Raw genomic sequence first — 14,728 nt, 5'->3', positions numbered from 1 at the left:
GTTAAAACTAAAAGATGAAGCAGATTATAATTAATTTTTCAATATCATTTCTACTATTAATTGCTTTTTGTGCTTGTTCTTCAAAAATAAACAAAGCTGATACTTCAAACAAAGCAACGATTGACGAAGGAATTTCTATAGCAACGCATTTAATGACAAAATCCAAGCAGGATTCATTAACACCTGAACAAGTTTTGCAAGAATTTAAGGATGGCAACATACGCTTTAATAGTGGCAATGTAACACAAAGAGACCATTCAGCAGAAATAAGAAAAGCTGCAACTGGAGGTAAATTCCCAAAAGCAATGGTTTTAAGTTGTTTGGATAGCAGAGTGCCGGTGGAAGATGTTTTTGATCAAGGAATTGGTGATGTTCTTGTAGGTAGAGTTGCTGGAAACTTTGTAAATACAGATCTTTTGGGGAGTATGGAATTTGCCTGTAAAGTGGCTGGTGCAAAACTAATCATAATACTGGGTCACCAACATTGTGGAGCAGTAAAAGGTGCAATTGATGATGTACACCTTGGTAATATAACTTCAATGCTAGCAAATATTAAACCTGCCGTTGCAATGAGTCAAAGTTTTGAAGGGGATAAATCTTCAAAAAATGAAGCTTATGTAAAAACAGTAAATAAAAATAATATACAAAATGGTATCTCCAAAATAAGAGCTAATAGCGAAATCTTGAAAGAAATGGAAAGTAAAGGAGAGATAAAAATAGTAGGGGCCTATTATTCTCTTCTAACAGGCAAATTAGAGTTTATTGACTAGTTATTTTAAATCAATTTATAAAACAACAATTACAAAACACTATGAATTTTAATTTATTATTAGAAAATCTAACCAATCCAGCACTAATGTTCTTTGTTCTAGGCATAATCGCTGTTTATGTAAAAAGTGATTTGGAAATACCACCTAGTTCGTCAAAATTTATTTCGCTCTATTTACTATTTGCAATTGGTTTTAAAGGGGGTCAAGAACTATCACATGAAACATTTACCAGCGAAATTGGATGGTCAATGTTATTTGGTATCGGTATTTCGGCACTTATACCCTTATATACCTTTTTTATTCTGAAAAGAAAGTTGAGTGTTTTTGATTCAGGTGCAATTGCAGCAGCTTATGGCTCTGTAAGTGCAGTAACTTTTGTAACTGCAGTTTCATATCTTGAATCACAGCAATTAAGCCTTCATGGACACATGGTAGCAATTATGGCCTTGATGGAATCACCAGCGATAATTATTGGATTGGTTCTAATATCAGTATTTAATAAGGAAGATGCATCTACAAATATCAAGATACCTTCCGTAATCAAGCATTCATTTACCAACGGAAGCGTCCTGCTTATACTCGGAAGTTTAGTAATCGGTTTTTTAGCCAGTGCTAAACAAGCAGAAGGAATCAAGCCATTTACAAACGATTTGTTTAAAGGTTTTCTTGCCATTTTCCTTTTAGACATGGGGATTACAAGTGGAAGAAAACTGAAATCCTTCTTTTCATTTGGACTATTCCCATTTGTGTTTGCTGTAGTAATCCCTTTATTAAACGGTTGTATTTTTGCATACCTAAGTTCATTTGTAACAGCAGACATCACAAATAGATTCATGTTCGCGGTATTGGCAGCAAGTGCTTCTTATATAGCAGTTCCAGCAGCAATGAAAATAACAGTGCCAAAAGCCAATCCTGGACTTTATTTGCCAATGGCACTAGCAGTTACTTTTCCTATAAATATTACCGTGGGGATGCCATTGTATTTTCTGATTGTCCAACATTTTTAACCCTGATATCTTTACTCTGTCTGGATTAAGCTGAGAAAAAGGATTTTAACCCATTATACAATAAAAAAAATAGAAATTCTATAATTGGCACATTTGGGGTTTGCTACAAATACTTTTCACAGTATTAAGTAAATCCCAATAAAGTCAATTTACTAATACTGCTCATACCAACTAAATTTATCCTGAACAATTTGTGTTTTTTCATTTTTTAAATATTCTAAAAATGATAATGAAACAGGAGAATGCTTTTTCCCTTTTAGCCAGATTAGACTCCATGTCGTTTTTATAGGAAGACCTTTTATTGGAATTATTTGTAATTCTTTACTGTTCAGTTCTCTCCCAATTCCAATCAGCGGCATAATAGAACAACCAAAGCCCGCTAATAGAGCATGTTTCACAGCCTCGTTGGACGTTAATTCCATTTTTTTTAGGACTGAAATAGTATTGCGTTCAATAAAACTCTCCATCGTTTGCCTTGTACCCGATCCTTTTTCTCTGAAAATTAATGGCAAATCTTTTAATATATCTGTAATGGTAGTTCCCTTTTCAAATTTTGCATTTTTATCACTCACCAAAAATAATTTGTTTTGGAGTAAATCTATTTTTTCAATATTCAATGAGGTTGGTAAGATTGAAACCAGAGCAAAATCCACTTCATTATTTGCTAAACTCTTAATGACTTTATTTTTATTAGTTACATCCATTAATAATTCGATTCCTGGATGTTGTTTCATAAAATCAGCCAGAAAATAAGGCATAATATATTTGCCTGTTGACACTACCGAAACTTTCAGTCGGCCCGTTAATTGGCCTTTATAAGCTAATGTTTTATAGTTTATGGCATAGACTTGGTTGATGATATTTTCGGCTGCTTCTGCAATTTCCCTCCCAAAATCGGTAATGTATATTTTTCTTCCAAGTACTTCTGTTAAAGGGATATCAAATTGTTCTTGAAAGTTCTTGAGTTGAATAGAAACAGCTGGTTGAGTTAAATGTAATTCTTCTGCAGCTCTTGTTACGCTTTGTGTTTGAACAATTTTTAGAAATATTTGCAATTGATTTAGAGTGTAGTTCATAAAATATTTTAATAGATTACATTACAAATATAAATAAAAACTAATGAATAAGAAGTCTCAACTTTGTAGTTTTAAAATATAGGATAAATTTAAAATGAAAAAATAAGAGTTGCAAAAGGTGATTGTTCTTTTACTAGTGAAAATGAGGCAGGCTTGTCTTTAATGAAATTTTGGCAGCAGAAGAAAAAAAAACAGGAGCAAAAACACCATTTAACCGTACGTTAATTCTTAGGTTCAACAGAATTTTTGACGATAGAGCAAAAGCAACTCCAATTTAAAATATAATATCTATGACTATACAACTAATAAAAGATGAATTTGCTCCAATGTTGCAATAGGGCTAATTACACAAATGATTACTGTAAAAATTAAGTATCACGAAAATATAAATAGTATTTCGGACAATGAAGAAAGTCTTAAGAGAAATGAAATTCAAATAATACATCTTCAAAAGAAGCTTTTTGAAGTAAGAAATAAAAAAAAAACAAAAAGGAAACGATTAATAATTGATTTTGAAATAAACAATGAATAATATAGGCTAATGGTGGAAATTAAAAATTATGTAGGAGTAGTACTAATGATATTTTTTTTGGTAATGTCATTTTTTTTGAAGGATGTTATTACTCGTGAATTATGTGTGATGTTTTCAATAATTATTGGAGCAATTATATTTAGAGAAATAGCTAGCCAAGAGGCCAAATTAAAAAGAAAAACACAAAAGAATTCAAACTAATTGAATGTCATTTTTCTCCTGATGAAGCTAGGCAAATAGTGTTGAATGTTTATTTTATAAATTCAATACTAATATAAACAGTATATAAAACGGATGTTTTGTAAAATTGGACATAACTGCTGTAAAAGAATTCCAGAATTAAAAAGAATAAGGAAAGTGTGTTTAAATTAATAGAAGAGCCAAAACAAAAAACTCCAGATAATTTCTTTAGTAAAGTCAAACCTATCTAATTCTAAAAAAATAATATGTTCAAAGGAAGAGATTTGTTAATAGCAACCAAACACAAAAAGGAAAAAGTTATAGCACCCATTTTAGAAAGAGAATTAGGTGTAAAATGTTTTATTTCAGCAGATTTTGATACGGATGAACTCGGAACCTTTACAGGAGAAGTTGAAAGAAAATATGATCCTATAACAACAGCAAGAAATAAATGTTTGTTGGCAATGAATCTAACGAACTGTGATTTGGCAATTGCAAGCGAAGGTTCATTTGGAGCCCATCCATCCATTTTTTTTGCCCATGCCGATGATGAATTTTTATTGTTTATTGATAAAAAAAACAATTTGGAAATCATTGTAAGAGAGATAAGTATGGAAACAAACTTTAATGGATCGGTGATTACTAACAAAAGTCAGTTAGACGAATTTGCAGTAAAGTCTAAATTTCCTTCTCATGGTCTAATTGTTAGAAAATCAGCTTCTGATTTTATTGAAATTGAAAAGGGAATTACAAATTGGAAAGAACTTTCTGCTGCTTTTAATCATTTCATCAAATTATATGGGAGTGTTTATGTTGAAACCGATATGAGGGCGATGTATAACCCAACTCGAATGACAGTGATAGAAAATGTCGCCATCAAATTAGCCAATAAAATAAATTCTCTTTGTCCCAGTTGCAATACACCCGGATTTGGAATAACCGCTGCAAAACAAGGTTTGCCTTGTGAATTATGCCGTTTTCCAACCCGATCTACTTTGAGTCACATCTATAGCTGTCAAAAATGTTCGTATTCGAAAGAAGAAAAGTATCCGAATAACAAACAATTCGAAGATCCTACCTATTGCGACATTTGTAATCCTTAAAATAACACACATTTTGATAACAACTAATATAAAGAATGCCAAACAAGCTCTAATAAATGACGAGATTATTGCCCTACCTACCGAAACTGTTTATGGTTTGGCCGGAAATGCTTATTCTGAGAATGCCATAAAAAAAATATTTGCACTTAAAAAGAGACCTTATTATAACCCGTTAATTATCCATATTAAGTCGGCATCTTTGTTAAATACAATTGCCTGTGATATTCCGGAAATAGCCTTGCGGCTTGCTGAAAAATTTTGGCCAGGCCCTTTGACATTAGTCTTGAAAAAACAACCCCACATTTCAGATTTAATAACAGCCGGAAAAGAAACCGTTGCTATAAGAGTGCCGAATCATCCTGTGGCTTTAGCTCTTTTTGAAGAACTTGAATTTCCTTTAGCTGCTCCAAGCGCAAATCCGTTTGGTTCTATTAGTCCTACTAGTGCAGCGCATGTTTTAAATTATTTTGAAAATGAACTTGATGTTATTTTAGAGGGTGGTGAATGCGAAAGAGGGGTAGAATCCACTATTATCGGATTTGTAGAGAATCAACCAGTATTATACCGGCATGGATCCATTTCGGTACCTGAGATTGAAAATATAATTGGAAAACTACTAATTACTGTAAACAATGACAGTTCTCCCAATTCACCCGGTATGCTTTCGCGGCATTACGCTCCAAAAACCAATACCTATCTAACCAATAATGTGTCCGAATTACTGAAGTCTTTTGAGGGAGAAAAAATTGGTTTATTACTTTTTAAAAATGAAATAGTTAATAAAGAAAACACTATTCAAGAAGTACTATCCAAGAATGGAGATTTAAAAGAAGCTACTAGAAAATTATATGGCGCATTACATCGTTTGGATGAAAGGAATTTAGATGTCATTATTGCAGAACAATTTCCAAACGAAGGTTTAGGGATGACGCTTAATGATCGGTTGCAAAGAGCTATAAAGAAATAAAAAAAACAATTATTCGTACTTGTTTTTTTTAAATTAGATCAAATCAATACTTAATGTTATTTTATTGGAAAATGAATAAATTGAAAAGCATCGATCAAGTACTATTTTTTTATTACAATTGAAAAATTGGGCTAGAAGTATTACTATTTCAGGGTGAATTAATCACTACTTCAATTTTAAATTGAGTAACCCTTTGTTTCTGGTTTTTTAACTTTATGGAGATAAAAGTTGTAATGCTTAATTTTTGGTCATTCATAGGTTGTAGGCTTGACTCGAGAAAAATTGATTTCTTCTTATTCAGATTGTCCATTTATTTCTTAATCGCCAACTTTTGCACCTGATGCCTAAAAATAGTTCTTAGCTATTTTAAACTATAAGATTTTTAGAATGGGTAAGATATAAAAACAAAAAACCCTCAACTTTTGTTGAGGGTTCAAATACTGGCGGAGAAAGAGGGATTCGAACCCCCGGACCTGTTACAGTCAACAGTTTTCAAGACTGCCGCATTCGACCGCTCTGCCATTTCTCCAGTATGTCGCTTTCATTACCTGATTGCGAGTGCAAATATAAGAACCTTTTTTGGTTGTGCAAGTGTATTTTTAGAAAAAATTCATCTTTTTTTCATGTGACTTTTTAACCATTTCATTTGCTTTACTTTAGATTATAAATATTTTAAAAAAAAAGTTTTGCAACGATTGAGTAATTAGTCAAAAGTGATTAGAATTGGCTTTGATTAAAATTATAAATCTTATTTCCAATCAAAATAAACATAAAAAAAATCCTCCGAAATTATATTCCGAAGGATTTCTCTAAATACTTTTAACTATTTGCGTTTCACTAAAAACTCAATACTTCACATAATCTTTAATTTCCAAGCCGTATCCGATCATCCCAACTCGTTTGGTCTGCTCTGTATTCGATAATAATCGAATTTTTGAGATATCAATGTCATGTAAGATTTGAGCGCCAATACCAAAATCTTTGTTGTCCATTTTGATTTGAGGTGCTTTGAATTCGCCCTTGGTTTGTAAAACTTTTAATTCAGATATGCGATTCAATAAATCAATTGATTGCGCTTCTTGATTAATAAATAATACAGCCCCTTTTCCTTCTTGATTTATTAATTGAAACATATCGTCCAATTTTTTATTAGCATCATTCGTCAAAGTACCCAATATGTCATTGTTCACTGAGGTGGAGTTGATTCTAGTTAATATTGGCTCACCAATATTCCAAGTTCCTTTGGTTAATGCAATATGAATTTGTTTATTGGTAGTTTGTTGATAGGCTCTTAGTCTAAAACTGCCAAAACGAGTTTCTATGTCAAAATCTTCTTTTTTGACAATCAAACTATCGTGTTGCATTCTATAGGCTACCAATGCTTCAATAGAAACTAATTTTAAGTTAAATTTCTTAGCCACTTTTACCAATTGAGGCAAGCGGGCCATGGTTCCGTCTTCATTCATTATTTCTACAATCACTCCAGCCGATTTAAATCCAGCCAACCGTGCAAAATCTATCGCAGCTTCCGTATGGCCTGTTCTTCTTAAAACGCCACCTTGCTTAGCAATTAGTGGAAAAATGTGACCAGGACGTGCTAAATCATGTGGTTTTGTGTCTGAATCTACTAATGAAAGTATGGTTTTGGCTCTATCGGCAGCAGAGATACCAGTAGTCACTCCATTACCCCTTAAATCCACCGAAACCGTAAAAGCAGTTTCCATAGGGTCAGTATTGTTACTTACCATTACGTGCAATCCCAATTCTTTGCAACGACTTTCTGTAAGTGGTGCGCAGATTAAACCGCGGCCATGGGTAGCCATAAAGTTGATCATTTCTGGCGTTACTTTCTCGGCAGCAGCCAGAAAATCCCCTTCATTCTCGCGATCTTCATCGTCAACCACAATGATTACTTTGCCTTGACGAATGTCTTCAATGGCTTCTTCTATAGTGTTGAGTTGTATTTTTGAATTAGGCATCTTATTCTTTATTTTGAGATGGAATTAATTTTTGAAACAGTTTTTGAAATACTTTTTGTATTGGTGCAAATAGTACATCCAAATTAATTAGACCAATATCATTGGTCGCTCGATAGGTTAGTAAAATAGCCAATGGAGTTAGTATTATGGATGACATCCAAGATCCTAAAAAAGGGGATAAGCCATCTTCTTGCGATATTCTTTTTCCAAAAGTATTAATAAAATGGAAGGATATAAAAATTAAAACCGCAAATACAATTGGTAATCCAAGTCCACCCTTACGGATAATAGCCCCCAATGGTGCTCCAATGAAAAACATTAAAAAACAAGCGTAAACAATGACAAATTTGTCGTTTAAAGACAAAATATGACCGTTTATATTTTTCTTTTTATTATCAAGCTCTGTCTTTGTAGCGTCTATTGAGTATATTGTGCTTTGAGTATTACTATTTGCTGCGTTAAGTATTTCAGATTTTTGCTTATTGGTATATAAGGATAAAAGATCTTTTACAAATGGTTTTTTCTTAGTTGATTTTGGTGCCTTATTGTCAGTTAGTGAGCCCAATTTGGACGCACTATTTTCCGAGAAGGAAACAATTTCTGTATCTCTATTTTTACTCAAGGAATCCAATGTGTATTTCAAGTCGCTAACATTAAGCATGTTATTTGTTGTCGAAACGGATTCATCTTTACCGTCCGCTTTGTTCAATTGAGATAAATCTATGTTGATACGATATTTTTTAAATGAACTTTTGGCAAAAGGCAATTTATTTCGATCTTCATACTTTTTTGGAACAATATCTTGGTAATAATTTCCATTATTCAATACCAATTGTAGAATACTCGATTTGTCACTACTAATCAATTCTCCATCTTTGGCTTTGATTACTGTTTTGCTTCCATCACCATTTACAGATTTTTCATGAATAGTAATTCCTGTTAGGTGATTGCCATTTTCTCCCGATTTTTTATTGACTTTTATGGTATAAAGTCCAACATCGCTAAATTGTCCTTCCGCAATTGCAAGAGCTGGCTTTGCTTGGGCAATGTTTTTTCTGAAATTAACAAATTTAAATTCAGCATAGGGTATCACATTATTTGCAAACAAAAACGCAACTACACTCAATATGGCTATGGCAACAGTTAAACTTCTCATTGCTCTTTGTAAAGAAATTCCCGAAGATTTCATTGCAGCAAATTCATAATGTTCAGATAAGTTTCCAAAAGACATTATGGCTGCCAATAATATTGAAAGTGGAAGGACAAGCGGAACAATTCTTGGCATTGCTAGTATTAAAAATTTTAAAACCATCAGAACATCCAAATCTTTTCCGGCCAATTCGGCAATAAATAGCCAAACAGTTTGTAATACGAACACAAAAAAAAGAATCACAAATACCGTAGTAAATGTACTCAAGAATGTTTTTAATAAGTATTTGTCTAGAATCTTCACCTAAATAATTAGTCTAATGTATTGATGTAATAATTGGGATATTTACTCGCGGTAAAGGTAAACTGATTTTTTGGTAATGACTGATTAGTTTTAAAAGAATTAACCGTCAATGTTGTTTTTGTTCCTTTTTTATCCAATTCAATTACGTTATAGATAGTATTTGTTTTTGAATCAATACCTACCAAAATCTCTTTTCTCTTGTCTTTAGCATTTGTTGGAGTTAGTTTTATGTATTGAATTTTTTTACCATTTACGTTTTGAACAATGTCCATTTTGAATAGATATCCCGTATTAAAAAAAGTCAACATTTTTGATGGCGTTATAGCAGATTCGTCTTTGTCGTTCTGTTTTGAAATAGTAATTTCTTCATCTTCTGGGACAATTGTATATGTTTTTTTTTCATCAAAAATTTTGGTAATACCCAAGAAATTCAAAACGTATTTGTTTCCACTCATCACTACAGTTCCTTTGCTACCTTGATTAATGTTCTCTTTTGTGTTATTCAAAGAGTATTTAAAATTAATGGTGATATTTTTATAACTTTTTACTTTAGCCGTTACTTTGTCTAGTAACACTTTGGCATTTTTATCTTGAGCTTGAGTCGAAAATCCAATAAAAAGTGCCAATAAAAGGCCTAAGATTGGTTTCATTCCTATTTTGTTTAAAAGTGTCATTTGTTCTGTGTTTTGTTGTATGCTTATTAATGTATGTGATATAAATTGTAATCATTCACTGTGTCAGTCCGCAAAAGCTCTTTTAGGCGTGCCCCCTATAAGCAAAAGGGCCAACTTTAGAGACCGCTTATTCGGCCCTTTCACTTACAGGGGTCGGGCTATTTGCGCTACTTCGGTAGCCAGCGTCTATCCCTCACGCGTGTGCGTTAATCAAGGAATTTATTTTATAAAGAGAATTAAAAAAGTCTAAAAAAACAAAAGGATTTTAAAACCCGCTATTATTTTGCTTCTCTAAATCTAAAAAGCAACTTTCTGCAATCTGTATTTCGTTTTTCTATTTTCTATTCTCTATTTTCTATTCTCTATTTTCTATTCTCTATTTTCTAACTCTCATTACTAAAAAACTGATCCAATCCCGTCATATCCTGTATGTTCACGCTTCTAGCTTTACTGCCTTCAAACGGGCCTACAATACCAGCTGCTTCCAATTGATCAATCAAACGACCAGCTCTATTGTACCCCAGTTTTAATTTTCGTTGCAATAACGAAGCTGATCCCTGTTGGGCATTAACGATAACTTCGGCGGCCTCTCTAAATAAGGTGTCTCTGTCAGAAATGTCCATTTCCAAATTGATTCCGCCATCTTCACCAATAAATTCAGGAAGCAAATAAGCTGTTGCGTATGCTTTTTGCGAACCAATAAAATCGGTAATTTTCTCAACTTCAGGCGTATCGATGAAGGCGCATTGTACACGTACCACATCATTTCCATTAGTGTACAACATATCACCTCGTCCTATCAATTGATCGGCACCTGCAGTATCCAAAATAGTTCTGGAATCTATTTTTGAGGTAACTCTAAAAGCGATTCTAGCAGGGAAGTTGGCTTTTATCAAACCTGTAATTACATTCACCGATGGTCTTTGTGTTGCAATAATCAAGTGTATACCAATAGCACGTGCCAATTGTGCCAACCTTGCTATTGGTACTTCTACCTCTTTACCAGCGGTCATAATCAAATCGGCAAACTCATCTACTACCAAAACAATATAAGGCAAAAAGCGGTGTCCGTTCTCCGGATTCAATTTTCTTGCTTTGAATTTATCATTGTATTCTTTGATGTTTCGTACCATCGCATCTTTCAATAACGAATAGCGATTGTCCATTTCCACGCAAAGTGAATTCAATGTGGCTACGACTTTTGCATTATCGGTAATAATGGCATCTTCTGTATCAGGTAATTTTGCCAAGTAGTGTCTTTCTATTTTGTTAAAAAGGGTAAGCTCTACTTTTTTTGGATCGACCAAAACAAATTTTACTTCGGCTGGATGTTTTTTATACAAAAGCGAAGTTAATACGGCATTCAATCCTACCGATTTTCCTTGTCCTGTAGCACCTGCCATCAATAGGTGGGGCATTTTGGCCAAATCGACCACAAAGGTTTCATTCGAAATGGTTTTTCCAAGAGCAATTGGCAATTCCATTTCGGCTTCTTGAAATTTGGCAGAGCCAATCACACTTTTCATAGAAACCATAGTTGGATTCTTGTTTGGCACTTCAATACCAATTGTTCCTTTTCCGGGAATAGGAGCAATAATACGAATTCCTAATGCCGAAAGTGATAACGCAATATCATCTTCTAAACTCTTTATTTTTGAAATACGAATTCCTGCTTCTGGTACAATTTCATACAAAGTTACCGAAGGACCAACAGTCGCTTTAATTTGCGCTATTTCTATTTTGTAATTGCGAAGCGTATCTACAATTCGGTTTTTGTTTTCTTCAAGCTCTTCTTGATTGATGGTAATACCTCCAGTAGAATATTCTTTTAATAAATCTATGGTTGGATATTTGTAATTGGATAAATCCAAAGTAGGGTCAAACAATCCAAAATCTGAAACAAGGCGCGAAGCCAAGTTGTCTTCTATGATGTCTTCCTCAATAGCTTTTTCTATTACAAAGGCTTCTTCTTTGATTGAAGAAACCTCGGGTTCAGCCATTGGAGTAACCTCCATAGAAATAGGTTTTAGGGTAGGCTCTAAATTGATTTGAGATGAATTTGAAATAGTTGGTTTTAAGGCTTCCTTATTGATTTCAAACTGAGAACCTGTTGTTTTCAAATGTATTTCATCCAACTCTTCATCCTGATCTTCTACAGCAAATTCTTCTAAATTGTAAGAACTGTCATTCGATGGAAGCACAGTACTCTTTGTCAAATCTTTTTTGATTTCATTTTTAGTTTTTTCAAAAAAGGATTGTACTTTTTCTGGAGAAACTTGAAGTTTGAAGATAAGATAAAGAATTAATCCAAAAAATAAAATCAATAAAGTTCCGGTTTTTCCAATATAATCTTGGAATAGCAAATTCAATTCGTATCCAATTGTTCCTCCCAATTCTGGCAAAGAAGTGGCGAAAAATCCAAATAATACAGATACAATTACAATAACAAACAAATCCCAAAACCAAACACTTTTGAGTTTCATTATGGATAAATCCAAAATCAAGTACATACCGGTTAAGAAAAATAAACGTACAAAAAGAAAGGAAGCGATTCCAAACCCTTTGTATACGATTAAATCGGCTAAATACGCTCCAAATTTGCCTAGCCAGTTTTGTACTTCTTCTTTACGATCTGATAATTGGGAAACAGCACTTTGATCGATTTGTCCATATATAAAAAATGAAACAAATGCCACTAGTAAAGCTATTGAAAATAATACCAAAAGAAAACCCAATACAATTTTATGTTGTTTGGTTACTTTCCAAGATTTTATTCCTTTAGAAATTGTTTCGTTTTTTTTGTCTAAAGTTTCCTTTTTTGTAGATTTTGCCATTCTTGAATTTAACCTATATAAATTTGGGGATATAAATAATTAGACCAATAGCAATTGCTGTTAAAGCAGCAAAAAATACTGCTCCAGCTGCAATGTCTTTTATGAAACCAATTCGTTCATGGTAGTTTGGGTGGATGAAATCAGCTATTTTTTCAACAGCTGTATTTAGGCCTTCAATACTCATAATTAATCCGATAGCCATGGTTTGAAAAAGCCATTCTGTTGTTGTAATCTGAAAATAAAAACCAGCAATTGTCATTATGATTCCAATTGAAAATTGGACCATAATGCTGTGTTCTGTAGTTATTAATTTTACAGCTCCAAGAAAAGCGAATTTCACGCTTTTCAATCGGCCAGTAAGTAAAGTATTGTCTTTTTGAAATTCCATATAAGTTTGATTGTAGATTTTAGAATGTAAATTAACGATTTAGGTACAATAGCAATCTAAAACGTTTCGCTTTTGCGATTAACTCGGGTCGTTAATCTACATTCTGAAATGTATTTAAAGTGCAGCTAAAGCACTTTCATAATTGGGTTCGTTTGCAATTTCGCTAACTTGTTCAGTGTGCGTAACTGTGCCGTTTTCATCAACTACAATAATAGCTCTTGAATGTAATCCTGCTAATGGTCCGTCAACTATTTCTAATCCATTATTTTTTCCAAAAGTACCCTCTTGAAAATCGGATAAGTTTACAACATTTTCAAGACCTTCGGCTCCACAAAAGCGTTTTTGAGCAAAAGGTAAATCTCTTGAAATACATAAAACTGTAGTGTTGGCTAAGTTGCTGGCACTTTCATTGAATTTTCTAACTGATGTAGCACAAGTTCCAGTATCGATACTAGGGAAAATATTTAAAACTAATTTTTTACCTGCAAAAGTGCTTAAGTCAGCAATAGATAAATCATTTTTAATTAATTTAAAATCAGCAAGTTTCGAACCTACTTTTGGTAATTCACCTGATGTGTGTATTGGATTTCCTCCTAATGTTATTGCAGCCATGATTTTTGTTTTTTTAATGAGGTTCAAAAGTAAGGATTAATATTTGAAACTGAAAGAATTTGTTTTCTGTTGTGGGTTGTCTGTTCTCCGTTCTCCGTTCTACGTTCTCCGTTCTCTGTTCTCTGTTCTTTGTTTTCCCGCGAGAAGGATGGACGCTGGCTACCGAAGTAGCGCAAACAGCCTGACAGCATAAAGGGAAGTGGCCGAATAGGCAGTGTCTAAGTTGGACCACTTTTCTTTATGGTGTCTCGCCCACACGATCTTTTGCGAACTGACGAGGTAAATTATTTTATATAAAAAAAACGCACTCTATTGCAGAATGCGTTTTGGTATGTATATGTATTGTTATTATTTATCAATAGAACCAAGAACTCTTTTCATAAAAGTGTTTAAGGCTTCTTTTTTTTCGGTTCCATCTTTGACCAATTTATGTACTTCGAGTGCACCGTACATATTCGAAATCAATTCTCCTATTACATCCAATTCTTCATCTTTCAATGAGGCAATTTCAGTCATAGCTTCTAGAACTTCAATAGTTTCTATGATGTAATCTTGATCGTTTTCTTCAATAAACTGGGTCAAGTGTTTTATTACGGGTAACTTCATAATTAGACTTTTTTGATTTTTAGACTGGCTTAGATTGTTAGATTGTTGGACTAAATAGATTTAATTAGCGATTTTTAGATTTTTTGATAATTTCATATCGTTAGACAAGAGATTCGAAAAACCTGAAATCTAAAAATCTATATGTCTAAGAAGTCTAAGAAGTCAAAAAGTCTAATAATCTAAGCCAGTCTAATAATCTAATTAAACAATTTCGTTTACCAATTCGATTAAAACTTCTTGTTTGTTGGTTTGGGTTTCGTTGACCAATTTTCCGTTTACAAAAGTAGCAAAAGTTGGCAAGTTGCTTACATTGGCTAGTTTTCTTGATTCTGGAGCATTTTCGGCATCCACCAAAACAAATGAAATTCCGTCGTTTTCTGAAGCCAATTTTTTGAATTTTGGTTTCATGATTCTGCAATTTCCACACCATGAGGCTGAAAATTGAACCACCACTTTTTCGTTTTGAGCAATTAATGCCCCTAACGTATCTTCGTTTAATTCGATTAACATAGATTTTTCAATTTCAATGTCAATTTCAATAACAATG

13 protein-coding genes and 1 tRNA gene are annotated in these 14,728 nt (G+C 33.1%); 4 read left to right on the top strand and 10 right to left on the bottom strand.

What is annotated here, in order from left to right; all coding sequences use genetic code 11:
• Positions 1-14: 14 nt before the first annotated feature.
• Both AC8GF4_RS04270 and AC8GF4_RS04265 read left to right on the top strand, forming a co-directional pair.
• Positions 15-770, top strand: a complete 756-nt coding sequence (locus AC8GF4_RS04270; protein ID WP_506592947.1) for a carbonic anhydrase family protein — start codon at positions 15-17, stop codon at positions 768-770.
• A 41-nt stretch (positions 771-811) separates the two neighbouring features.
• Positions 812-1,777, top strand: coding sequence for a sodium-dependent bicarbonate transport family permease (locus AC8GF4_RS04265; RefSeq protein ID WP_506592946.1), 966 nt, complete (start codon positions 812-814; stop codon positions 1,775-1,777).
• A gap of 152 nt (positions 1,778-1,929) precedes the next feature.
• Here the strand turns inward: AC8GF4_RS04265 and AC8GF4_RS04260 are convergent, their stop codons facing one another.
• Positions 1,930-2,853, bottom strand: coding sequence for a LysR family transcriptional regulator (locus tag AC8GF4_RS04260; RefSeq protein ID WP_506592944.1), 924 nt, complete (start codon positions 2,851-2,853; stop codon positions 1,930-1,932).
• 978 nt (positions 2,854-3,831) lie between these two features.
• On the opposite strand from AC8GF4_RS04260, the gene AC8GF4_RS04255 reads away from it, so the two are divergent.
• Both AC8GF4_RS04255 and AC8GF4_RS04250 read left to right on the top strand, forming a co-directional pair.
• The gene (locus AC8GF4_RS04255; protein ID WP_506592943.1) at positions 3,832-4,668 is read left to right on the top strand and encodes a DUF6671 family protein; all 837 of its coding nucleotides are present in this window, start codon (positions 3,832-3,834) and stop codon (positions 4,666-4,668) included.
• Positions 4,669-4,681: 13 nt separating this feature from the next.
• A complete protein-coding gene (locus AC8GF4_RS04250; protein WP_506592942.1) occupies positions 4,682-5,635 on the top strand; it encodes an L-threonylcarbamoyladenylate synthase in 954 nt (317 codons plus the stop codon).
• A gap of 441 nt (positions 5,636-6,076) precedes the next feature.
• Here the strand turns inward: AC8GF4_RS04250 and AC8GF4_RS04245 are convergent.
• The 9 genes from AC8GF4_RS04245 to AC8GF4_RS04205 all read right to left on the bottom strand — a co-directional run bounded on the left by AC8GF4_RS04245 (position 6,077) and on the right by AC8GF4_RS04205 (position 14,691).
• Positions 6,077-6,164 (bottom strand) — tRNA-Ser (locus tag AC8GF4_RS04245).
• Between the two features lie 316 nt (positions 6,165-6,480).
• Positions 6,481-7,614: a 3,4-dihydroxy-2-butanone-4-phosphate synthase gene (ribB, locus tag AC8GF4_RS04240; protein WP_506592941.1), complete on the bottom strand. Its 1,134-nt coding sequence runs from the start codon at positions 7,612-7,614 to the stop codon at positions 6,481-6,483.
• Position 7,615: 1 nt separating this feature from the next.
• On the bottom strand, positions 7,616-9,067 hold the full coding sequence (locus AC8GF4_RS04235) for an LptF/LptG family permease (protein WP_506592940.1): 1,452 nt from the start codon (positions 9,065-9,067) through the stop codon (positions 7,616-7,618).
• An 8-nt stretch (positions 9,068-9,075) separates the two neighbouring features.
• Entirely contained in the window at positions 9,076-9,717 is a 642-nt protein-coding gene (gene lolA1 / locus AC8GF4_RS04230) for an outer membrane lipoprotein periplasmic chaperone LolA1 (RefSeq protein ID WP_506592939.1), read from the bottom strand.
• A 407-nt stretch (positions 9,718-10,124) separates the two neighbouring features.
• Positions 10,125-12,575, bottom strand: a complete 2,451-nt coding sequence (locus AC8GF4_RS04225) for a DNA translocase FtsK (RefSeq protein ID WP_506592938.1) — start codon at positions 12,573-12,575, stop codon at positions 10,125-10,127.
• Between the two features lie 13 nt (positions 12,576-12,588).
• On the bottom strand, positions 12,589-12,963 hold the full coding sequence (locus AC8GF4_RS04220) for a diacylglycerol kinase family protein (protein ID WP_506592937.1): 375 nt from the start codon (positions 12,961-12,963) through the stop codon (positions 12,589-12,591).
• A gap of 114 nt (positions 12,964-13,077) precedes the next feature.
• Entirely contained in the window at positions 13,078-13,575 is a 498-nt protein-coding gene (gene tpx / locus AC8GF4_RS04215) for a thiol peroxidase (protein WP_506592936.1), read from the bottom strand.
• 348 nt (positions 13,576-13,923) lie between these two features.
• Positions 13,924-14,181, bottom strand: a complete 258-nt coding sequence (locus AC8GF4_RS04210; RefSeq protein WP_506592935.1) for a DUF6952 family protein — start codon at positions 14,179-14,181, stop codon at positions 13,924-13,926.
• Positions 14,182-14,382: 201 nt separating this feature from the next.
• Positions 14,383-14,691 carry a thioredoxin family protein gene (locus tag AC8GF4_RS04205; RefSeq protein WP_506592934.1) on the bottom strand — a complete coding sequence of 103 codons (309 nt, stop codon included), beginning with the start codon at positions 14,689-14,691 and terminating at the stop codon, positions 14,383-14,385.
• Positions 14,692-14,728 lie beyond the last annotated feature (37 nt).

This window comes from Flavobacterium rarum (SeqCode) (assembly GCF_965234445.1).
Classification (GTDB): Bacteria; Bacteroidota; Bacteroidia; order Flavobacteriales; family Flavobacteriaceae; genus Flavobacterium; species Flavobacterium rarum.
The sequence above is the reverse complement of the archived record's forward strand: the minus strand, read 5'-3'. Positions and strand labels throughout refer to the sequence as shown.